Raw genomic sequence first — 22,841 nt, 5'->3', positions numbered from 1 at the left:
GACTAGCGGGCCGTCTCGGTGACGCCCCACTGCTTGACGACCTGCAGACCCACGCCCGTGGACATGTTCACCGCCTGCTCCTTCGTCTGCGGCTTGATGCCGATCTGCATGGCGTAGACGCTGGGCGACTGCACCTCCGTGGACGGCGAGTCCGCGACCGACAGGTTCAGGTCGTCTCCATTCTTCTCCAGCACGCCCTCGAGGAGGGCATCGGACCAGTTGGACTTGAAGTACTTCTTCTGCAGCTGGTCGTACTCGTAGATGACGTAGTTGAACTTCACGTCCACGCTGGACCAGGTCCCCATCAGCGCCGCGGCCAGCTTCTGCTTGTTGGCGGTGGAGATCTGCGCGGAGAGGTAGATGGCGTCCGTGACACCCGTCTCCCACAGGTAGTGGTTGAGCACGCCCACCACCTTGCTGTCCAGGTTCTGATCCGGCTGCAGCGGATTCTTGATGGTCTCCTGATCCGCGGTGAGCTTGAAGTTGTCACCCTCGCCGAGCTGCATCTCGGTGACGTAGCCCACTGGCGCCTGCTTGTCCTTCTTGAAGTTGAACCCTTGGTAGACGTCCAGGGCACGGCTGAATTGCGGCATGGCTCCCTCTCCTTCTTCTGGTTCTCGAGTCAGGGTTGCTACAACAAGCGCCTGGTCATCCCAGGCGGGACTCCAGCATCAACTCCACATTGAGGCCTTCGAACTGGATGTGCGGCAGCACGGCCACCTTGCAGTCGTACCAGCCGATCTCCCCCGCACGCGCCTCCACCATGACGGTGGCGGCCTTGAAGGGGAAGCGGCGCAGCGTCAGGTCATCCGGGTTGGACACCGTGGTGACGTACCCCGCCAGCCACGCGTCGATCTGGCGCTGCACGTAGCCGGCATCCGCGGTGCTGCCGATGTTGTCGCGCATGATGCTCTTGATGTAGTGCGCGAGCCGCGTGATGGAGAACGTGTAGGCCAGGTTGGTGACGAGCTGCGAGTTCTCCGAGTCCTTCGGGTCCTTGAACTTCCGGGCCCGCTTGATGGACTGGGTGCTGAAGAACGTCGCCTCACCCGAGCCCTTGCGGTACACCAGCGGGATGAAGCCGTTGCGGGCGAACTCGTACTCGCGATAGTCCGGGATGGCGATCTCCACCGGCGCCTGGATCATCTTCTGTCCGCGCATGGTGAAGGTGTCCACCGGCAGGCCCTGGACGAGCCCGCCACCCTTGGGGCCTCGGATGGACTGGCACCAGCCAGAGATCTCGAAGGCCTTCACCAGGTTGCGGCCCAGCAGGTACGAGGTGTTGCCCCACAGGTACTTCTTGGAGTCGCCCTCGGCGTCCTCCTTGAAGTTGAGCACGTCGCAGGGGTTGCGGTCCGGATCCCACGGCAGGCGCACCACGTAGCGCGGCAGCGTCAGGCCGATGTACGCGGCCTCCTCCTTGTCGCGCAGCTCCATCCACTTGCTGTAGCGCGGGTGGCTCAGCACGCCGTCCAGGTTCTTCAGCGACTCGAGCTGCTCTACGGTCTCGCAGTCGAAGAACTGGGGGGCGGCGGCGGCGATGAACGGACAGTGCGCGGCGTTGGCCACCTTGCCCATGCGCTCCAGCCACGTCATGTCCGCGCGCGAGGAGGTGAAGTCGTACTGGCCCAGCAGCACGCCGTACGGCCGGCCACCGAACTGGTCGTACTCCTTGATGTAGACCTTGTCGAACAGGGCGCTGGAGAAGATGTTGCTCGAGTTCTTCTCGAAGTCCTCGGCCAGCTCCTCCTTGTCCACGTCCAGGATGTCGATGGTGATGTCGGCCTGGAAGTTGGTGTTGTTGACGAGATCCTCGAGGCCGCGCCAGACAGACTCCATCTTCTGGAACTTCTCGGCGTGGATGATCTCGTTCATCTGCGCCTCGATGAGCTCATCGACGCGCGCCACCGCCTTCATCACCTCGCCCTTGTCGAAGCGGACCTGCCCCGCCTCGTCCTGCACGGGCTCCACGTTGTAGAGCAGCGCCGCCAGGGCGGACATGAAGCGCTCCTCGCCCGGCGCCTCTAGATCGTTCTGCTTGGTGGGGACCAGGCCCGTGCCAATCATCGGCTCGGCGCTGGTGGGAACCTCGAGTCCCCGGACTTGGAACAGCTCACTGAGATAGTTTTTGTCGGCCATGAGCTACAGGCTCCTCGGCATCAATACGAGACTTGGAAGGAAGAGAAAGGCGAGAAGGGATCAGGCCTTGGCGGGAACCACGGCGGGGATGGTCTTGGGCGTGACGACGGGCTTGGCGTCCTGCGGCTGCGCGGTGGCGGGCAGGCGCATGCTCGCGTACGTCTTCAGCTGATCGCTCTCCAGGAGCTTCTTGAGCTCGTCCTTGTTGGAGAACAGCTCGTAGAGCTTGCGCCGCAGCTCCTTGCGGTTGTCGATGTCCGACTGCATCTCCAGCAGGAGCTTGCGCAGCAGCAGCAGCGCCTTGAGCTTGGGCACGTGGTGGACGATCTCGTCCGGGTGGAAGGACTTCATCCGGCTGATGGGCAGCTCCACGGCCATCTTGCCTTCGCCATCCGAGCTGAGCTTGTCATCCACCTCGAACGCGATGGACATCCCCATGTCCTTCATCAAGTCATTGAGGTTGGAGCCGGTGACCGAGCGCATCTTGCGCTCTTCCAGGTCGAGCTGGCGGTCCTTGGAGCTCCCGAGGGAGAAGTCACCAAGCACCACGACGCGGAAGGGAAGCTTGACGTCCTCCGCCTCGCCGTTGATGTTGGTCCGATAGACGAGGGTGATGCGCGACTTGGGTAGTTTGTCCTGGATGGGCACGGCTTCTCCTTGACACGAGCGGCTTCGTCTCCTGAGAGCCCATCCCCTTCACCATCCGCCGGAAGGAATCGAGCCGCTGTGCTCAACTTGACAGTCTAGGGAGAAGCGCTCGAGGGGGTCAAGCAAGCTACCCCTCTGTCGCGTCGCGTGTCCTGAGGGTGGTGGTGTCCCCGGAAAACAGGAGGACATACTGCGGCTGCGGAGGTGCGCCGTGCAGCGGATCATATCCCAGGTGGCTATCCCTCTCGATCCGCAAGAAACCTTCCCTCTCGCGTAGGACGAGGATCACCGTCAGCATCAGCACCGTCTCGGAGAGCAGCGGCGCCAGATCCGCATCGAAGCGGCGACGCGCCTCCACGGCCCAGGGCACGCCGCTGGCGGAGAAGGGCTCGTTGCAGTGGATCTTCACCTCCACGCCGCCGGTGGGAATGGAGGCGAAGCCACCCATGGAGTCACCCTCGCCGAGCGCGCTGGCGCCCAGCCGCAGCTCTTTCGCGGGCACCTTCTGTTGGCGCACATCCCGGCGGACGGAGAGCTCCGCCTCGGGGAACGCCTTGCAGAAGAGCCAGTGCATGGTGCTGGGGCATGTGGGCCGTAGTAACCGCATCCGGTCCTCTGCCGCGTCCGCCCACCCGGGCAGCAGCGCCTCGTTGCGCTCCGGGTACAGCCCGGCGAAGCACTCCTCCAGCAGCAGGTGGTCGAAGTAGCCGATGAAGCGCTCGAGCCGATCGTGGTCGAGCTGATCCATCGTCCGCATGAGGAAGGAGGGCAGCGGTGACTGTGTGCTGAGCAGCCCCACGTTCACCGTGATGATGACGCGCTTCTTCGGCTGGTAGAGGAACTGGATGTCATGAACCAGCTGAGACTGGCGCACCGTGGTCCGGTGGCTGCGGTATTCAATCTCGGCGTCGCCATAGCCGGAGGCCTTCAGCACATCCAGCAGCGCGGGGATGTCAAAGCTGCGGATGCGCTCGCGGATGCGCTGCTCGAGCGGGCCCGGCTGCATGGCCCTAGTCCTCCGCCCCGTCCTCGCCCTGCGCGAGGAACGTCTCCAGGTCCACGCGGTAGAGCTGATCCAGCGCGCGGAAGGAGAGCGACTCGGTGCCTTGCAGCTGCGGCTCCACCTGCTCGGCATGCTTGCTCAGGCCGGCGAAGAAGCGGGAGAACAGCGAGGGCAGGTACACGCGCGGATCGAAGCGCTCCACCACCGCCAGCACGTCCGCCGCCACCACGCTGGCACGCCCGAAGTCCTGGCGCTCGACGAGCGTGTCGAACGCGGCCAGCTTGCGCAGCAGCTCGGCCAGCGCCGGGGAGACGGGCACGGAGGGCCCGGCTGCAGCAGCGGGAGATGGCCTGGCCTGCGAGGGGGCGTCGTCCTCCTCTTGGGACTTCTCCTGGGACTTGGGCTCGGGCTCCTCCGCCGAGACAGGGGTGGGCAGGGACTGGAGGTGGCCCTCGAGCCACTGGGTGAAGCGGCGGAAGGGGGCCTCGCAGCCGTTCCTGGGGATCACCCGGGAGAACGAGGAGAAGATCTCCTCGCTCAGCGCGAGCGCTTGCTCCAGGGGCTCGCGATTGGAGGCCGCGCGCCAGCGGTGCCACGTCTCGTCCTTGAGGCGCTCGTGGTGCTCGAGGTGCTTGTTGAGCACCTTGAGCAGCCAGCGCAGGCTCCCGTCGGCGTAGACGTCCTTGCGCTCGTGCGGCCCGAAGAACTCCCAGTTGTGCAGCAGGGTGCTGGAGAGCGAGTGGAACACCACCGGCATCGCCTCCATGCCCCCCTCGAGGAAGAGGCCGAGCACGTAGGGGCCTACCAGCCGCACGTCATACAGGCCCTGGCGCAGCAGCGCCTCCGCGGCCCGCGCCGCATCGAGGTAGGTGCCCTTGGCCACCCGATCATTGACCTTCCCCAGCCGATCATCCGAGCTCTCCAGCTCCGGAGCCGGCGCGTCCAGCAGCTTGTCCAGCAGGTGCGGATCGAGAGGACCTGAGGACTTCGCGGGCTCACCCATCTTGCACCGTGAACTGGCCGGGGACGACGACCTGGATGACGCCGCCCCAGTTGCACATCAGCTTGCAGTTGCTATCCACGGCCGGCATGTTGCCGATCAGCACCTTGGGGCAACCGGGAGCCCACGGTGCAGCCGTGGCGGGGATGCAGGGCATGGGCGTGAGCACTCCCAGAGCCGCTGCCGTCGCCGCGGCCACCATGGGGTTGGCCATGGACATGCACACGCCGAAGGGCGCGATGTTCAGCATCGGCTTGTTGTCCATGATGTTGGCCGCCGGTGTCGTGGCCAGCACCTTGTTGGTGGGCAGGACCACCAGCGATGAAGGGGCCGCGCCGAAGCTGCACTGCAGCATGGCCCCCATGACGACCTGGACACCCATGATGCACTCCGTGGCGATGGCTGGCGCAGGGCTCCATCCTCACACACCCTGCTCCGTTTTTTCCAGCAAGTGGCCCCTCAGCGAAGTCAGGCTCTGGAAGAGCGGATCCGAGCTCTTCCGGAAGAGCGCGCCCGTCAGGTACTGCATCTGGCACCAGGCCTCGTCTACCTGCCCCTTCACCTTGCGAGGGTAGAGGGGAATGAACTCCGTGCGGTCGGGCAGGTGCTCGGCTCCCAGCTGGAGCTCGATGCAGCGGCGGACCTCCTGCAGCCAGGTGTTGGTCTGCTGGGCCTGGGCGCCGGTGAAGACGAGCAGCACCTGGCGGTAGTGGCCCGCCACGCCCCCCGTGGGAGCAGGCACGACGGTGGCCCCGCGGGCGAAGGCCAGCTCCTGGATGACCTCGGCGACCTCGGCGGCCGGGTAGACGCGCCCATCCCTCCTCGCCGTCCGCGGCCCCCCGTAGTGGTACAGGCCATAGGAGCGCGTGAGGGCCAGGTAGGGAGGCGGGCGCTCCTTGTCCGGCATGAGGGTGAAGAGCCCCAGGTCTCCCGGCGCCTGCTGGCCGCTCATGTTGACGTCATGCAGCTCCCAGCGGCGCCCTGGAGCCGGAGGGGCCTCGGTGTGCAGATCCCTGACTCGCCTCGGCGAGCACAGCACCGCGCCGCCGGCGGCCGGATCCACGAGCACGTTGGAGGAGGGAACCGTGGACACCCCGCACTGCTTGACCCAGGCGCGCCAGGCGATCCAGTCGATGGGCTCCTCGGGGTTGCGGAACCAGTGGGCCACGTTCTTGAGCTGGGTGCGGGTGCGCAACAGCACGTCCCGCAGCGCGGGGGTGACGCCGAGCGCGCGCAGCGGGTGCTCGGTGAGGAGCGCCGGGTTGGCCTCGATGTCCGCCAGCTCCAGGTGGAGATAAGTCGCCCCCCGCAGCAGGGTGGCAAAGAGGAACGCAGGCAGGTGCTGCAGCGCGTGGCTGCCTGGAGCGGCCAGGTGCTCCCCGGCCCCGAGGCCCCAGGTGAGCACCCCATCCACCAGTGCCCCGCGCCAGGCATCCTCCGCCGTCAGAAGCCCCGGAGTGCCCGGCGGCTCCACCAGCGGCGAGAACAAGAGCCCCAGCGGCTCTTCGGGCTTGTAGGTGTGAGAGGTGAAGGCCGGAGAGCCCTGGCCGCGGCTCTGCAGCAGCTGCTTCTCGAAGCCCTCCAGCAGCAACGTCTGGTGCGGCTCGGCGGCGATGAAGTCGGGTGCGAGCAGGGTGAGCCGGCGTTTGATGAAGCGCCGGCCCTGGGGCGGCAGGTAGCTGATGCAGGCCCCCAAGCCCAAAGCCGCCGCGAGCGAGATGAGCAGCTCACTGCCGACGGAGTAGAGCAGGCACACCTTGGCGCCGGCCTTCACGCCCTGCTTTGCCCAGTCGGTGGCGCGCCGCGAGGCCTGCTCGTGCAGCTGCCGGTAGCCCAGCACCTGCCAGCCACTCCTCTTGTCGTAGGCGCGCAGGGCGATGCGATCCGACGTGCCGTGACGGACGACGAGATCGTGGAAGAAGTCGTAGTGCTGGGCGGTGCGGCTCTTGAGGGGCGCGCCGCGGCCCATGTGGGCCACGGCGAGTGCGGCGACGAACCCCTCCGGATCCTCCCAGCTCTCCTGCTGCCAGGCCGGCACCCCGGGATCGGCGGGGGTGCCGGACTCGAGCTGCTCGAGGATCCGCCTGACGTCGAAGGGCATTCGGCTACTCGCGCCTCCGCCGCCGCGCCCCCAGGGCCACCAGCGCCAGCAGCGCCAGCATCCCCGAGCTCCCAAGCTCGAGCGTGGAGCTGGAGCAGCCACCGCCCTGCCCCGAGAGCTGACGGCCATGCCCGATCACAGGGATGATGGCCTCGGCCTCGGCCTCACCCTGCAGCCACACCTGCACCTCGTTCTCTTCCGAGCCTGCCTTCTGGGGCTGGAAGGCGATCGTGAAGGTAGCGCTGCCTGCCGCCGGGATGGGATCCCCCAGGCCCCTTGCATCCATCGTGTAAGCCGTCCCCTCGACATTCTTCAGCTTCACCACGACGCGCTGCTGCTGGGCGGACTTGTTCTCGACGGTGATCACCCTGGGCTCGATGGGATCGCTCACGTCCACGCGGCCAAAGTCCAGGCTGATGGGATCGACCGTGAGCAGGCGGTTCGTCGCCCGGCCCTTCATCTGGAAGTCTAGCGAGCGGGGACGGGGCGGCGAGGTGGTGCCCATGGAGACGGTGAACTCGGACAGGGTCTCCACTGAGGGCTGGTAGCCCACCGTCACGATGATGGACGAGCCCGGCGCAATCGTGAGCCCTTGCAGGGCCGCCTTGTCGAAGAGGAAGGGCACGCCAGTACCCACGACGTCTGGCTCGGAGAGGGTGATGGGCTCGCTGCTCAGGTTGGCGATGGTGAGCGGCTGCTCGCGCTTGCTGCTTCCCGTGCGCACCGTGCCGAAGTCCAGCGGCGAGGGCCTGACGGAGAGCACGGAGGAGATGCCTTGGCCGTGCAGCGCCACCTCGAGCTGCAGCGGGGGCTCGCTGAAGGTGATCTTCAGCTTGCCTTCCACCTCGGCCTCGGCCAGCGGGGTGAAGGTCGCCGCCAGCTCCACCTCCGCGCCGGGCTCCAGCGTCTTGGGGAGCGGCTGCGCCGCCAGCGTGAACTGCGAGGCCCCCGTCCCTTCCAGGGACAGCGCGGAGAGGGTGACGCGCGAGGCGCTGCTGTTCGTCACGGTCACCGTGCGCGGGCTCGACAGGTTGTTGATGAGCTGCCGCCCGAAGTCCAGGGACAGCTTCGAGAGCTGGATCTGCTGGCGGACGCCTACCGCCGTCATCGGCACCGTCACGTTCGGCGTGCTCCCATCGTTGGACAGGACCGTGAGCTGGCCTGAGAACGGCCGCTCCGCGTCGGGCCTCACCGACACCGACACCTCCGCGAAGGAAGCCGCCTGCAGCGTGAGGGGGAGCGTGGGCGGCGTCATGATGAAGGCGGCCACGTCCGCGCCCCCCACCGTCATCGAGCTCAGGGTGAGCGGACCGTCACCCGTGTTGGTGATCCGGAGGACCGTCGACGCGGACGGGTTGCCCACCAGCACGTTTCCGAACTCCAGCTTGGACACCGACTGGCCATCGACCGAGAGGGCGAGGCGAGGCGAGGTGCCTACACCCACGAGGTTCGCCTCCGCGGCCCTGTCGTTCGTGTAGACAATGGCCCGCGCCTCGCGCTGGCCCACCACCCGAGGGGTGAACTTCAGCCGGACGAGGGTGCTCTTCCCGGGCTGCACCACCAGCGGCAGCGCCACTCCCGTGTCGAGGCTGAAGTCCAGGGCCCCTCCCACGGGGCCCCCCACCGCATCCTCGAAGGCGATGTTCGAGACGGACAGGTCCTTCTCGCCCACGTTCTTGATGGCGATGTCCTGGGTGACGGACACGGCCACGTTGGACTTGCCGAAGTTGATGTCCTGGGGCTGCAGCTCCACGGCCGCGGCCACGCCTGTGCCTGCCATCGCCAGGTTGAGGAGCGTGTTGGTGACGGCATCGCTCTCAATGACGGCGGACGAGGAGATGTAGCCGCGCTGCATGGGGGTGAAGGTGACCGTGAACGGCCAGGTATCGTTCGGCTGCAGCACCAGCCCGTTGGGCAAGCCGGAGACGGTGAAGGCCGTGTCGAGCGGAGGGTTCACCTCCTCGATCGTCAGCGGGTACCTGCCGATGTTCTTGAGCGTCACGCTCTGCTGCACGCCGGTGCCCCCCACATCCGCTGAACCGAAGGCAACGGAGCTCGGCGTCACGCTCATCTGCCCGTCGACACCGCTGCCCGTCAGGTCCATCGGATCGACCGACTCGAAGGCATTGCTGATGATGAAGAGCTTGCCTGCCGTCGGGCCCAGCGTGCTGGGGGTGAAGACCACGGACAAGGCCCGCTGCTCGCCCGCGCCGATCCGCAGCGGATTGCCATCCGTGGGCAGGTCCGGCGCCGTGATGGTGAACACGGGGTTGGAGAAGATGATCTGGGAGATCTGCAGCTCGGCCGCGCCTCGGTTGGTGACGATCACGGGCTGGACACCGCTGACGTGCTCCACGCGCTGGTCACCGAAGTCGAGCGCGGTGGGGGACAGCTCGATCCTCGCCACCGTGCCAGTGCCCGAGAGGGTCACCTTCGGCGTCGGCGTGGTGTTGAGGTCCGTGAGGATGGAGACCGAGCCACTGCCCGACCCCTCTGCCGACGGTCTGAAGACGACATCGAAGGTGAAGGGGCTGCCGGCGACCACCGTCTTGGGCAGCACGTCGCCGGTCCGCAGGGAGACGGCGAAGGGCCCCTGCACGGGCAGGCTCTGCACGATGAGCTCCGCGTTACCCGTGTTGCTGACGGTGACGGGAACCTTGGCGCTGTCCGTGCCCACCCGCACGTCTCCGAAGAAGATCGAGGTGGGGTTGAGGTTCAGCTCCGGGTTGGCGCCGAAGCCCGTGAGGCTCAGTGGCGTCGGGCTGTTCGTCGCGTTCGAGGTGATGGTGAGGGTGCCGCCGTAGCTGATGTTGGCCGTCGGCGCGAAGGCCACCTGGAAGTCGATGAAGCTGCCCGCGTTGATTGTCGCGGAGCTCGGGCCCTGGTAGGTGAAGAAGGTGGACGAGATGGTGGGGGCCGTGGAGATGACGAGCGGAGCCCTGCCCGTGTTGGTGAGCCGCACCGTCCTCAGCCTGGTGGCGCCGACCCGTACTCCGTCGAAGGCGAGCGAGGTGGGACTCAACAAAGCGGTCGCCCTGCCTCCATAACCCGAGAGGTCCACGCGGACCGTCGGTCTGCCCACCTCATTGGTGGTCAGCGTCAGGAAGGCGTCCGACTGCCCCTCAACGGTGGGGCGGAACGTCACCGTGAGGGTCCTGCTCTGCCCCGCCGGCACATTCAGCGTGGGGGGCGTGAAGGTATAGAACACGGCGCCCGGATCTTTGGCGATGTTGCTGATGTTCAGGGTGCCGGACCCGATATTGCTCACCACCAACATCCTGGTGGAGTTCTCGTCAACCTGCACATCTCCGAAGTCGAGCGACGAGGGCGCCACCGAGACAACGGGCCTGATACCGGTGCCCGTCAGGGTCACCGTCACGGAGGATCTGTCCACATCATTGGTGGTCAGCGTCAGGGTGGCCTCGGCCAGCCCCTCCACGGCGGGAGAGAACGTCACCGTCAAGGTCCCGGTCTGTCCTTCTGGCACATCCAGCGTGCTCGGCGTGAAGCTGTAGGCGGCGGACCCTGGGCCTGACTTGGTGATGTTGGTGATGCTCAGGGTCCCCGTGCCCGAGTTGCTCACCGTCAGCGTCTGCATCGTGCCAGGCACCCCCACGCGGTGCTCACCAAAGGGCAGCGAGGTGGCCACCGAGATGGTGGGTCGGATGCCCGTGCCCGCCAGTCCCACCGTCACGGTCGGCCGGGCCACATCATTGGTGGTCAGCGTCAGGGAGGCACTGGCCGCCCCCTCCGCGGAGGCAGCGAACGTCACCGTCACGGTCCCGGTCTGTCCTTCTGGCACATCCAGCGTGCTCGGCGTGAAGTTGAAGGCAGCCTGCTGCGGACCGCTCCTGGTGATGCTGGTGATGCGCAACATGCCCGTGCCCGTGTTCTGCACCGTCAACGCCTGCGTCGTTCCGACCGCTCCCACGGATTGCTCGCCAAAGGCCAGCGTGGCCGGCACCGAGATGGTGGGATCGATGCCCGTGCCCGACAGGTCCACGGTCACGGAGGATCTGTTCACATCATTGGTGGTCAGCGTCAGGGTGGCATCGGCGGGCCCCTCCACGGTGGGGGTGAACGTCACCGTCACAGGCCTGCTCTGCCCGTTGGGCACATCCAGTGTGGTGGGCGTGAAGCTGTAGGCCGCGGCACCCGTGCCTCCTGTGGCGATGTTGGTGACGCGCAAGGTGCCCGACGTGCCCGTGTTCTGCACCGTCAACGTCTGCGTCGCGCCCGGCACGCCTACGCGATGGTCTCCGAAGGGCAGCGCGGCCGGCACCGTGATGGCGGGATTGATACCCGTGCCTGACAGGGTCACCGTCACGGTAGTCCGGTTCACCTCATTGGTGGTCAGCGTCAGGGTGGCATTGGCTGCTGTCTGGGTGATGGGGGCGAACGACACCGACAGAGGCCGGCTCTGCCCTGCTGGCACATCCAGCGTGGCCGGCGTGAAGCTGTAGGCCGCGTTCCCCGGGCCTCCCTTGGCGATGTTCGTGATGCTCAGGGTGCCCGTGCCCGTGTTCTGCACCATCAACGTTTGCGTCACGGCGGGCGCGCCCACCGGGTGCTCGCCAAAGGCCAGCGTGTTCGGCACCGAGAGGGTAGGCCGGATGCCTGTCCCTGACAGACTCACGGTGACGGTCGGCCTGTCCACATCATTGGTGGTCAGCGTCAGGGTGGCGTTGGCTGCGCCTTCCGAGAGAGGAGCGAAGGTCACCGTCACGTCCCGGCTCTGCCCTGCAGGCACATCCACGGTGGCGGGCGTGAAACTGTAGGCAGCCTGCTCCGGGCCGCTCTTGGCGATCTGGGTGACGCTCAAGGTGCCCGAGGTACCCGTGTTCTGCACCGTCAACGTCTGTGTCGCGGCGGGCGCCCCGACGCGGTGCTCGCCAAAGGCCAGTGAGCCCGGCACCAGGATGGCGGGAACCACACCGGTGCCCGTCAGGATCACCGTCACGGTCGGCCTGTCCACATCATTGGTGGTCAGCGTCAGGCTGGCCTCGGCCAGCCCCTCCCCCGCGGGCGCGAACATCACCGTCAGAGGCCGACTCTGCCCGGGCGGCACATCCAGGGTGGCCGGCGTGAAGCTGTAGGCCGCGTTCCCCGGACCTCCCTTCGCGATGTGGGTGATGCGCAAGTTGCCCGTCGCACCTGTGTTCTGCACCGTCAACGTCTGTGTCGCGGCGGGCGCCCCCACGCGGTGCTCGCCAAAGGCCAGCGAGCCCGGCACCGAGATGATGGGCCGGATGCCCGTGCCCGACAGCGTCACCGTCACGGTGGGCCTGGCCACATCATTGGTGGTCAACGTCAGGGTGGCATCAGCGGGCCCCTCCACGGTGGGAGTGAACGTCACCGACAGAGGCCGGCTCTGCCCTGCTGGCACATCCAGCGTGGCCGGCGTGAAGCTGTAGGCCGCGTTCCCCGAGCCTCCCTTGACGATGTTGGTGATGCTCAGGGTGCCCGTGCCCGAGTTCTGCACCGTCAACGTCTGCGTCGTTCCGACCGCTCCCACGGATTGCTCGCCAAAGGCCAGCGTGGCCGGCACCGAGATGGTGGGATCGATGCCCGTGCCCGACAGCGTCACCGTCACGGTGGGCCTGGCCACATCATTGGTGGTCAACGTCAGGGTGGCAGGAGCCGACCCCACGGAGACAGGGGCGAACGTCACCGTCAGCGAGCGGGTCTGCCCGAAGGGCACATCCAGCGTGGTGGGCATGAAGCTGTAGGCCGCGGCACCCGCACCGGCCTGGGAGATGTGGGTGATCTTCAACGTGCCCGACGTGCCCGTGTTCTGCACCGTCAACGCCTGGGTCGTCCCCGGCGCCCCCACGCGCTGCTCTCCAAAGTCCCGCGAGCCAGGGACCATGATCGCGGGACTGACACCCGTGCCTGACAGGGTCACCGTCACGGTGGTCCGGTTCACCTCATTGGTGGTCAGTGTCAACGAGGCACTGGCCGCCACCTGCGCGGCCGGAGCAAACGTCACCGTCAGGGGCCGGCTCTCCCCGAAGGGCACATCCAACGTGGCAGGTGAGAAGGTGAAGGCCGAGGGATCCTGGCCCCCCATGGCGATACTGGTGATGCGCAAGGTGCCCGACGTGCCCGAGTTCTGCACCGTCAGCGTCTGCGTCGCGGCGGGCGCGCCTACGGAATGCTCGCCAAAGGCCAGCGTGTTCGGCACCGTGATGGCGGGTCGGGTGCCTGTGCCCGACAGAGTCACCGTGAAGGTCTCTCGGGCCACATCGTTGGTGGTCAGCGTCAGGGTGGCATTGGCCGTCCCCGACGCACTGGGGGAGAACGTCACCGTCAGGGTCCGGCTCTCCCCGGTGGGTACATCCAGCGTAGCCGGCGTGAAGCTGTAGGCAGCCTGCCCCGAGCCTCCCTTGACGATGTTGGTGATGCGCAGGGTGCCCGTGCCCGTGTTCTGCACCGTCAACGTCTGCGTGGCGGTGGGTGCTCCCACGGGCTGTTCTCCAAACGCCAGCGTGTTCGGCATTGAGAGGGTGGGATTGATGCCCGTGCCCGACAGGGTCACCAGCACGCTCTGTCTGGCGACATCATTGGTGGTCAGCGTCAGGGTGGCATCGGTCTCCCCCGGCCCGATGGGGGCAAACGTCACCGTCAAGGGCCGGCTCTCCCCGGTGGGTACATCCAGTGTGGCGGGCGAGAAGCTGTAGGCCGCGGCCTCCGGGCCGCTCTTGGCGATGTTGGTGATGCGCAGGGTGCCCGTGCCCGAGTTCTGCACCGTCAACGTCTGCGTCGCGCCCGGCGCCCCCACGCGGTGCTCACTGAAGGTCATCGAACCTGGCACCGAGATGGTGGGCTGGATGCCTGTGCCCGACAGGGTCACCGTGAAGGTCTCATTGCCCAAAGCGTTGGTGGTCAGCGTCAGGGTGGCATTGGCCGCCCCCGACCCGCTGGGAGCGAACGTCACCGTCAGGGGCAGACTCCCCCCGGGGGGCACATCGAGTGTAGCGGGCGAGAAGGTGTAGGCGGCCTCGCCTGCGCCTGCCTTGACGATGTTGGAGATGACCAGGTTGCCCTCGGTCCCCGTGTTCTGCACCGTCAACGTCCGCGTCGCCGCCGGGACTCCTACAGCCTGCTCGCCAAAGGCCAGCGAGCTCGGCATCGCGAGGGTGGGATTGATGCCCGTGCCCGACAGGGCCACCGTGAAGGTCTCACTGCCCACAGCGTTGGTGGCCAGCGTCAAGGTGGCATTGGCCGCTCCCGTCGCGCTGGGAGTGAACGTCACCGTCAGAGGCCGGCTCTCGCCAAAGGGCACCTCCAGCGTGGCCGGCGTGAAGCTGTAGGCAGCCTGCCCCGAGCCTCCCTTGACGATGTCGGTGATCTTCAACGTGCCCGACGTGCCCGTGTTGGTCACCGTGAGCGTCTGCGTCGCAGCAGTCGCCCCAATGCGCTGCTCTCCGAAGGCCAGCGAGCCCGCCGCCGAGATGGCGGGACTGATGCCCGTGCCTGACAGGTCGATATCCTCGGTCTCATTGGCCACGTCATTGGTGGTCAGCGTCAGGATGGCATCGGCCGCACTCTCCGTGCCGGGAGCAAACGTCACGGACAGGGTCCTGCTCTCTCCGGGAGGCACGTCCAACGTGGCCGGCGTGAAGCTATAGGCGGCCTCGCCTGCGCCTGCCTTGACGATGTTGGAGATGACCAGGTTGCCCGCGATCCCCGTGTTGCTCACCGTCAGCAACCGCGTGGCGCCCGGCGCTCCCACGGAATGCTCCCCAAAGGCCACCGCGGTCGGCACCGAGAGGGTGGGATTCAGGCCGTTGCCCGTCAGGGTGACGCTCTGAACGGCTGGCGAACCCGACTCGTTGGTGGTGAAGGTGAGGGTGGCATCGGCAGCCCCACCTGCCTGGGGGTCGAACGTCACCGTGAAGCTCTCGGTTCCACCCGCCGCCACATCGAGAAAGCTGGGAGTGAAGAAGTAGGCTGCGGCGCCAGCTCCCATCAGGCTCGGGGTGATGCGGAACGTGGCATTCCCGATGTTGCTCACCGCCACGGTCGTGCTCGCGCTGGGGCCGTTCACGACCCCGTCTCCAAAGGCGTGTGAGGCCGGGCTCACATCGGCCGCGGAGGCCTTTCCGAAGCCACTCAAGCTGACGGAAGCACTGGTCGAAGGACTGGCGATCGTGAGGGTGGCCGTCTTCTGCCCCGTGCTTCTGGGGGTGAACGTCACCGTGAAGTCCTCGTGGCCGCCCACGGGTATCGTGGCGGACGTGGGGCTGACCGTGAAGTGCGCAGGGTTGGGTTGGTTGCTGATGGCGACGTTGTTGATGGTGACGGTTTCGCCGTCGTTCGACGTGTTCGTCAGCCTCACGGTCTGGGTGACAGAGGTGCCCACCTTCCGATTGCCAAAATTGATAGAGGTTGGCGAAGCTGAAGTGGAGCGGGTGAGGGGCACCGGCGTCGCACTCTGTTCCTGAGAACGCAGTGCAGCGGCCTCAGGCGGCTCGGCAGGACTGCAAGAGACCAGCACTCCGAGGAACAGCACCAACAGAACGTTGAACCGGAGCACTTGCCCCTCCGCACGCAAACAGGGGTAGGATTCTACCCAAGCATGACCATACTTTCACCTGCTCGGGGGTTAACCACCGCGACGCTGCTCGTGTGCTCGCTGGCCTCGGCTCAGACCACTGAGCAATTACCGGGCTTTGACCTCGAGCGGCTCGAGACCAATGTAGGCCGAGGCACTCTGCTGGTCGGCAACGGCGAGCTCATGGTGCCCAGCGGCCTGAGCATCAGCCTGCTGGGGCACTACGAGCGTCTGCCCCTGGTGCTAAGCGACGGAGAGCAGGATCTGCAAGTGGTGCGGGACAGGGCGACCGCGCTGCTCTCCGCCAGCTACGGCGTGCTGCCGTGGCTCGAGGTGAGCGCCCAGCTTCCGTTCGTGCTGTGGCAGCAGGGAGATGATCCGACGCTCGTGGGCCTGTCCCAGCTGGTGGCCCAGGGACTGGGCACTCCCGTGCTCCAGGCGCGTCTGGGCCTGCTGTCGAGCCGCCAGCGGCAACCCGTGGACTTGTCAGCGGATCTGGGCGTGGGGCTGCCCGTGGGCACCGGCGACGCCCTGGCGGGTGATAATGGCCCGCGCTTCCACGCGCGCATGACGGTGGGCACGACCTTGGGCTGGCTGCAGCCCTCGCTCGAGGCGGGTGTGCTGTTCCGCCCCGCCATCCTCCTGGCCTCCGCCGATGGGGCCGCCAAGCAGGGGGCCAAGTCGGAGATCCGCCTGGCGGCCGCGCTGGCCACCACGGGCAAGGGCCTCCGAGGAGAGCTGGGCCTGCGCACCACGCTCTCTCCCCAGGTGTCGATGGATTTGCTCGGAGGCGCGCGGTTCCCGCTGCTCGTCGGACTGGATGCCTTCATCCTCGGAGGCCCCGGCCTCGGCGGAGCCCTGGGAGCGCCTCGCTTCCGCGTGCTGGCCGGAGTCTCCTTCCGCAGCGAGCCTCCTCCCAAGCTCTCCTTCATCGACGAGAACGCGGACCGCGAGCTCCAGCTCGCCCTGGCCACGCCGAAGCCCCCACCGGACGACGATCGCACCCGTCCGGTGAGCACCTGGGAGCTCAACTCCCTCACCCGGGGCGAGCCGCCCGAGGCACAGGCGGAGGCGGCGCGGGAGCCTCAGCGTCCCTACCAGCCCTCTGCGCGGGAGCGACTCGTGATCCGTGGAGAGATCCCATTCGCCAAGGGAACCGCGGAGCTTCCGGGGGTGGTGCCACTGCTGGATCAGGTCGTCCTCCAGGTGTCGGATCAGGCCAAGGGCGGCACCATCATCATCGAGGGGCATGCGGACACCGAGGGCACGGACTCGTCCGACATGTTCATGTCGCTGCGGCGCGCCCAGGCGGTGCGGCGCTACCTGGTCGATCAGGGTGTCCCCGCGACGCAGGTGAGGATCCGCGGCTTCGGTGCAGAGTGGCCGGTGAGCGCCAAGCCCGCCACCGAGGAGGAGCGCCAGCTCAACCGTCGCGCCGAGGTGCTCGTCATCACCGAGTCGGTGGCGGCGGCTGCCACCCAGTCGCCTCCCCCGTAACGCCCTGCCCTGCTCGCGCGGCCTCAGGGCTGGGGAGACGGAAGCACACCCATCCGGACGAGGAAGCGGGTCTTCCTCTCCAGCTCACGCTGCAGATCACTCAGGTGCCGGCCCGTCTCGCGCGGGGGCGGACTGGAAGGGTTGATGCGCGAGGGGATGATGGCGGGAGGATTCATGCTCCGCCGCTGCTCCGGCGCCGTCCGCGAGGCTTCGCGCTCGCCTGGCGTCTTCCGGGGCTTCCGGACCAGCGCCAGCCGGGACGGGAGGGGGGGTACGCGATCATCCACCGCACGACCGAAGAGCCACGCTCCACACCGCCAGAGCACGTCGTACCGCTGCTTCAAGAGCGTCCAGAACCGATCCCGCATCTCGATGACCTTGACCAGGGACGGCGTCGCGCTGTCACCGGGGTCCTTCTGCTGCCCGAGCATCACTCGCAGCTTCTCGACGACCAGCTCCGCCTCGCGGACCTCGGAGGCCCCTACCGGGGAGCGGCCAGCGATCTTCGCCTCGTTGCGCTTCAACACCGCGGCCAGGGCCAGACAGTCCTCCAGGAGCTCTCGCTGCGCGTTGAGCCGAACCTCATCGATGTCCGCATCGGGGAGGAGGTTGACCTCGGCGAGGGCCTCGGCGGCCTTGCGAAGCTTGCGGCGAATGAGCTGCGCCCGCTCGAACATCATCCCGAAGGGGGTGGCCTGGAACTCGCGCTGCACCTGCAGCGCCGCGAAGGCCAGCCCCTGGGCCAGCCTGGGGAGCATCGAGAGTTCCTCGACGTTCACGTTGGGCAGCTTGGCGACGACCACCGCCGCACTGCCCAGCACGCTCTCGGCGCCGATCTTCACGGCCTGGCAGGCGAGGACGATGTCGATGGAGCACTCCTCGATGATTCCTGGCTCGAGCGCCTTCGCCGCGGCGAGGAACGAGTCATAGGCCATCTGGGAGCCGATGCTCTCGAGCTCAGCGAGGTCCGCCGCCGCGTCTGCCGATACCGCTGTCGACGGTGGCGGTGACGTCGAAGTCTCGAGCGCGCTGCTGCCATCATCCTCGGCCATGGGGAGAGATTACCGAGCGCCCTCCGGTGCTGCAATGCACCGCCCGCCTCCCAGCGGACCAGGGGAAAGCCAGCAATCTCCCATCCCCCTGGCCCTGTGCGAAAGGACGGGTGACGCGTGAGGTAGACAGCGGGCCTGCCCCCTCGGTAGGTTGCCTGCCATGAGTCCACCTCGGAGGCCCAGCCAGGAAGAGCTGCGTGCCGCTGTGGGGCGCTCCATGCCGGACCTGCTCGCGCCGAGGCTCCGGGTGCTCTTCTGTGGCATCAACCCGAGCCTGTACTCGGCGGTGGTGGGGTACCACTTCGCGCGGCCGGGCAACCGGTTCTGGCCCACGTTGTACGCCGCCGGTTTCACACAGCGCCTGCTGGCTCCCTCGGAGCAGCACGAGCTGCTGGAGCTGGGCTGCGGCATCACCAATGTGGTGGATCGTGCCACGGCGACGGCAGACCAGGTGTTGCCCGCGGAGCTGGTGGAAGGAGGACGCCGGCTGGAGGCCAAGGCCCGGCGCTATCGCCCGCGTGTCATCGCGCTGCTGGGGATCAGCGCCTACCGAGCTGCCTTCCATCGCCCCGAGGCTCGCCTGGGCCTCCAGCCGGAGCAGCTGGGAGGCTCACGGCTCTGGGTGCTCCCCAACCCGAGCGGCCTCAATGCTCACTATCAACTGAAGGATCTGGCGCGGCTCTTCCTCGAGCTGCGGAGGGCTGCGGAGGGCGAGTGAAGCCTCCTGCCATGCCTCAATGTGGGAGCGGCTCTCCATTTGGGCGCCCTCCTACTTCATGGGTGTTCTCTGCCAGGCTCCAACCGGCTCGTGCCCGCGGAAGCGCCCTGCCGCGCAACGTCGGGTTCTGGTTCGAGCTGGACCGCCACCGAACTGAACTCCGCATGAAGCGCCACAAACGGAGGGAGCGGCTGTCCGAAGAGGCGAGCCACCACGTGACGCCGCTTCGCGACAAGCAGCCCCTCGACCTCCTCGTAGTCCTCCCAGAAATGTGCGCCGCGCGCCCAGCCTCCGACGATCTCGGCCACGTAGTCGTGGCGCCGCAGCACACCGGTGGAGTCGAAGAAGAAGACCTGGCGCTCGCAGTGCGTGTGCAGCAAGGGTGAGAGCCTGACGACCACTCCCTCCAACACTTCGTTGCCGAGCCGAGCGCGGCGATAGCCAAGGAACTGGCCCTCGCCCAGCGCAAAGGGCAGCGCGTGGTAGTGCGTCAGCGCGTAGCCAAAGAAATAGAGCGCATCGAGCGGTGACCAGCGGCGGTATTTCCTCAGGCCGCGAAAGGTGTCCCGAAGAGCTGGCGCGTGCGCTGTCGGCGAGCCATGCGGATCCACCAACCGGACATCCCCCCGAGAGAAGAAGCCCCTGCTGCCCACGGTGGGGTAGTCCACGAACTCGGCTTCCATTTCCCGAGGACGCACCACCACCTGGGGTGGCAGGGGGAATGTGCGGCCGTTTCCCTTGAGGTTCGGGAGCATCCCTCGGAGGAGCCGCGTTCCCAACGTCACCGAGCGCAGGCGTTGCCAGATGCTCCATCCTCCGTGTCGCTCGATGGCGCGATCTAGCAGTTCACGCGCCGGTCCGGACCAGCTCGGCTCGAAGTCAGGAAGGGCCATCAGTCGCACCGAGGGAAGGAGTGACAGTGGCAAGCCTAGCACTGGCTCTCTGGGAGCAGCCCTCCGCCGACCCTCCACCGTTCCAGGTTCCTCCACCGGGCGGTGGCAAACCGTGGGCATGAGAACCTGCCCACCCTGAACGCAGCGTCCCTCAGGGGAGAGCGGCAACCGGGAGACGAAACATCAGGCGGCGGCTGCCGCCGATAGCGATCGGCACGAACCTGTATGACAGGCAGTCAGGTTGGCACAGGCCGCCGACGGCACGAACCTGTATGACAAGCAGTCAGGTTCGGAGAAAGCGCGCCCAGCCAGCTTCCTCCCATGGGCTGAGGCGCTGACCTTGGGCTCGCCAGGGGTGCAGCGGCCAGTGGCCACCGCATAGGGGACCAAGAGAGCGCACCACGTTCCTCTCTCAGGCCTGAGAGCCCGTTTGCACCGAGCGCCGTGCCGCCCAAAGGCTGGCCGAGGCCAGTGAACGGAGACTCGGGTGGAGGGCCTGCTGCCGGCGCTACTTGGAATGAGCCGGTATGACAAGCAGACAACCCGGGCAGGGGGCTCGCTGTCGGCGCCTCTTGGACTGAACCTGTATGACAAGCAGCCAGGTTGGCACAGGCCGTGCCCGGCAGCTCACTCCTGGTCGACTCTGGCTTTGGGAAAAGCTCATGGAGCGGCTCCGCCGCCGCTTCGGGCGCATTGGGCGTGCTGACTGGCGGACAGGTTGGCGCCAGGTTGTCGAGCAGGCGCTCATCGGCCGCTTGGAGCAGTCCTGGCAGCTCTCGCCTGAGCGCCTGCGCGTCCCTGTCGCCCAACGCATGAAAGGCGCACCACGCCCACTTCTGGGCAGCTTCTGAATCCAGGTGGGGCAGCACCCGTGCCGCCATGGCCTTGAAGGAGCGCTCCAGCGAGTGAATCAGCAGCAAGTGCCCGGGGCGCTCCGCTGCGCGGGCTGCCAGCCTTAGCAGCTCGAACTCCCACTGTACCCAGCCTCTGCCTTCCTCGTGCCAGCGAGCCGCATCTCTCAACGCGAAGCAGGCCTCCCGCAGCCGCTCCATCTCCGGCTCTGAGGCGTGCTCACAGCAGGCGACCAGGAGCTCCACGATCGTTTCCCGCTTGAGCGACAGGTAGGCCGCCAGCAGCTGCCTCCGCTCTGGGTGTGCCGAGCCCTGCTCTGCATGCAGCACGACGCCCACGTTCTCCAGCGTCACGGCCTCGTCCATCACCACTGCGCGGCTCCTGCGCCCAGGGTGTTGCACCACCAGTCCCCTCGCGGCCAGCCGCTGCAGTGCCTGCCGGGCCGTGGCTCTTGAGACTCCGTACCGACGCGCCAGCGTGTGTTCCGAGGGAAGAAGTCCCTCCTCTGGCAGCAAGCCCAACGCAATGACGCGCTCGAGTTGCTGCTCTACGTGTGCGACGAGCCCCATCCGTTCCATGTCCGCCACCCTCCTCGTTGCCAATGGCTGCCATCACATCAGCTCAGGCTGACATGGGCGGCGGTGAGGCGAGCGGCCCGTGCTGCCACGGGTTCAGCACTGGGGGCGCCCAAGCTATTCGCCGGGTGGCCCTCCATGTCCGTCTTTCCCTCAAAGCGGCTCAGCCACGTGGAGCTTGGGGCCTGCCTCTGTATTGGGAAGCACCCCTCCTGTGCCTGCCCACGTCGGGCCAACACTCTCTGAGACATGCCCGGTTCCGTGAGCCCGGACTACAGCCAGCTCGTACCGGAGTGCCCCAACTCCTTCAGCACGCGCTCGGCGGCCTTCACTCCGAACCAGTTGGCCTCCTCGAACAGCGCCATGCCTCCCAGGTCCGTGTGGGCGAAGTGCAGCGTGCCGCCCAGGCTCTCCTGCGCCGCGAAGCGCGCCGGGCCCCACATGAACCCCGGTGAGGGCCGGACCATTGCGTGCCCCCACCGCATCACCTCCAGCCTCAGCGCCTGGTCGGCGATGCCCGGGTGCGCCAGCATCATGTCCGCCATCACCATCGCCTCCCACTCCCCATAGCCCGCTGACAGCACCTTCTCGCGATCGGCCTTCACGTCCTGCCCCACCATCGGCAGGTACCACGTCAACACCGTGGGCCCTCCCTCGTACTGCCGCAGCGCCTGGTGCGTCGCCACCACGTAGCCCAGGCTCTTGCTCTCGTAGAGCACGTTGTCCCAGGCCAGCGGGAAGCCTCTCCCCCTGGGCGGCTTCGACAGCGTGAGGTTCGCCACCACCCACGGCCCATAGCTGAAGGCCCCCATCCACTCGGGCCGCTGCTCCCGCCACGGCGCCACCACGTGGCCCGCAACGAAGCGCGGACCCGCGAACACCACCTGCCGCGCCTGGAACGCTCGCGGCTTCCCCGTCCCCGCCTCCAGCGCCTCCACCCGGCAGCTCTCCGCGCCCGGCTCCACCGTGTGCACCAGCACGTGCCGCTCCACCCGCCCCGGTGGCAGCGAGGACAACAGCTGCTGGATCAACCGCCCATTGCCCTCGGGCCAGCTCAGGAACCCCTCGCTGCGCTCTCCCTTTCCATGCTGGCGCGCCGCGAAGTACCAGATGCCCGCCCACGCGGAGACGCCCTCGGCCGTCATCCCGTAGTCATCCCGGCAGGCGTAGTCCACCACCCACTTCAGGCGCGGCGAGCGGAAGCCCTCCGCCTCCATCCACTGCGCCATGCTCACCTTGTCGAGCGCCGTCCACTCCGCGTCGTCGCTCGAGAGCGCCGTCGGCACCGCGAACGCCTTGCGCCCCTTCGCGTCCCTCGCCGCCCCAAACGCATTCATCCGCGCCTCGAAGCGCTGCGCCTCCTTCAGGTCCACGGCACTCGCACCCGCCCGCAGGTACAGCCCCTCGTACCACTCGCCCTGGTAGAAGAGCCGCTCGTCCGGCTCGCGGATGAGCAGCTCCTCCTCGAAGGTCGGGTACCCCTCGGCATCCACCCCCGTCACCGCGCCCATCTCGCGCATCAGCCGCAGCACTGCCCCCTGCTCTCCCAGCGGCGCCGGCAGGTAGTGCGCTCCCCATGGGTACGCGGACACCGAGTTCTTCCCCGAGCGAGAAGTCCCCCCCGGCTCGTCATCCAGCTCCACCACCCGCACATCCTTCAGCCCCGCCCCCGCCAACCGCCACGCCGCGGACAGGCCCGCCGCTCCCGCGCCGATGATGAGCACCTCCACCGGCTCCACCCTCTCTGCTCGCGGCAGCGGCCCCCCGCGCAGGCGGTGCCCCGTCTCCACCGCACGATCCACGATG

Annotated in this window: 14 protein-coding genes; 2 read left to right on the top strand and 12 right to left on the bottom strand. The window is 67.4% G+C overall.

Going from position 1 to position 22,841, the window contains the following annotated elements:
• Positions 1-2 precede the first annotated feature (2 nt).
• The 8 genes from VD972_RS31450 to VD972_RS31415 all read right to left on the bottom strand — a co-directional run bounded on the left by VD972_RS31450 (position 3) and on the right by VD972_RS31415 (position 15,256).
• Positions 3-593: a hypothetical protein gene (locus tag VD972_RS31450; RefSeq protein WP_324992474.1), complete on the bottom strand. Its 591-nt coding sequence runs from the start codon at positions 591-593 to the stop codon at positions 3-5.
• 55 nt (positions 594-648) lie between these two features.
• Positions 649-2,139, bottom strand: coding sequence for a type VI secretion system contractile sheath large subunit (tssC, locus tag VD972_RS31445; RefSeq protein WP_324992473.1), 1,491 nt, complete (start codon positions 2,137-2,139; stop codon positions 649-651).
• A 60-nt stretch (positions 2,140-2,199) separates the two neighbouring features.
• Entirely contained in the window at positions 2,200-2,787 is a 588-nt protein-coding gene (gene tssB, locus VD972_RS31440) for a type VI secretion system contractile sheath small subunit (protein WP_324992472.1), read from the bottom strand.
• Between the two features lie 127 nt (positions 2,788-2,914).
• Complete coding sequence (locus VD972_RS31435; RefSeq protein ID WP_324992471.1) at positions 2,915-3,793, bottom strand: hypothetical protein; 879 nt, start codon at positions 3,791-3,793, stop codon at positions 2,915-2,917.
• Positions 3,794-3,797: 4 nt separating this feature from the next.
• Entirely contained in the window at positions 3,798-4,793 is a 996-nt protein-coding gene (locus VD972_RS31430) for a type VI secretion system protein IglI family protein (protein ID WP_324992470.1), read from the bottom strand.
• Positions 4,786-5,172, bottom strand: coding sequence for a DUF4280 domain-containing protein (locus VD972_RS31425; protein ID WP_324992469.1), 387 nt, complete (start codon positions 5,170-5,172; stop codon positions 4,786-4,788). The genes VD972_RS31430 and VD972_RS31425 overlap by 8 nt, the downstream gene beginning before the upstream one ends.
• Before the next feature lie 39 nt (positions 5,173-5,211).
• Complete coding sequence (locus VD972_RS31420; RefSeq protein ID WP_324992468.1) at positions 5,212-6,891, bottom strand: long-chain fatty acid--CoA ligase; 1,680 nt, start codon at positions 6,889-6,891, stop codon at positions 5,212-5,214.
• 4 nt (positions 6,892-6,895) lie between these two features.
• Positions 6,896-15,256, bottom strand: coding sequence for a choice-of-anchor D domain-containing protein (locus tag VD972_RS31415; RefSeq protein WP_414654162.1), 8,361 nt, complete (start codon positions 15,254-15,256; stop codon positions 6,896-6,898).
• A 216-nt stretch (positions 15,257-15,472) separates the two neighbouring features.
• On the opposite strand from VD972_RS31415, the gene VD972_RS31405 reads away from it, so the two are divergent.
• Positions 15,473-16,945, top strand: a complete 1,473-nt coding sequence (locus VD972_RS31405) for an OmpA family protein (RefSeq protein ID WP_324992467.1) — start codon at positions 15,473-15,475, stop codon at positions 16,943-16,945.
• A 23-nt stretch (positions 16,946-16,968) separates the two neighbouring features.
• On the opposite strand, the gene VD972_RS31400 is transcribed toward VD972_RS31405, so the two are convergent.
• Positions 16,969-17,997 (bottom strand): hypothetical protein, encoded by a 1,029-nt coding sequence (locus VD972_RS31400; protein ID WP_324992466.1) that lies wholly within the window; start codon positions 17,995-17,997, stop codon positions 16,969-16,971.
• Between the two features lie 217 nt (positions 17,998-18,214).
• Here VD972_RS31400 and mug point away from each other — a divergent pair, with 217 nt between their 5' ends.
• Positions 18,215-18,715 carry a G/U mismatch-specific DNA glycosylase gene (mug, locus tag VD972_RS31395; RefSeq protein WP_349256559.1) on the top strand — a complete coding sequence of 167 codons (501 nt, stop codon included), beginning with the start codon at positions 18,215-18,217 and terminating at the stop codon, positions 18,713-18,715.
• Between the two features lie 56 nt (positions 18,716-18,771).
• Here mug and VD972_RS31390 read toward each other — a convergent pair whose 3' ends face one another.
• From VD972_RS31390 to VD972_RS31385, 3 genes are all read right to left on the bottom strand, one after another.
• Positions 18,772-19,608: a hypothetical protein gene (locus VD972_RS31390; RefSeq protein WP_324992464.1), complete on the bottom strand. Its 837-nt coding sequence runs from the start codon at positions 19,606-19,608 to the stop codon at positions 18,772-18,774.
• A gap of 236 nt (positions 19,609-19,844) precedes the next feature.
• Positions 19,845-21,029, bottom strand: a complete 1,185-nt coding sequence (locus tag VD972_RS45600) for a FadR/GntR family transcriptional regulator (protein ID WP_414654163.1) — start codon at positions 21,027-21,029, stop codon at positions 19,845-19,847.
• A 278-nt stretch (positions 21,030-21,307) separates the two neighbouring features.
• Positions 21,308-22,841, bottom strand: a 1,534-nt coding sequence (locus VD972_RS31385) for an FAD-dependent oxidoreductase (protein WP_324992463.1), incomplete at its 5' end; no start/stop codon positions are given.

Origin of the sequence: Hyalangium sp. (genome assembly GCF_035629615.1) — a bacterium.
GTDB lineage: Bacteria > Myxococcota > Myxococcia > Myxococcales > Myxococcaceae > Hyalangium.
This window is presented reverse-complemented; position numbering and strand designations above follow the sequence as displayed.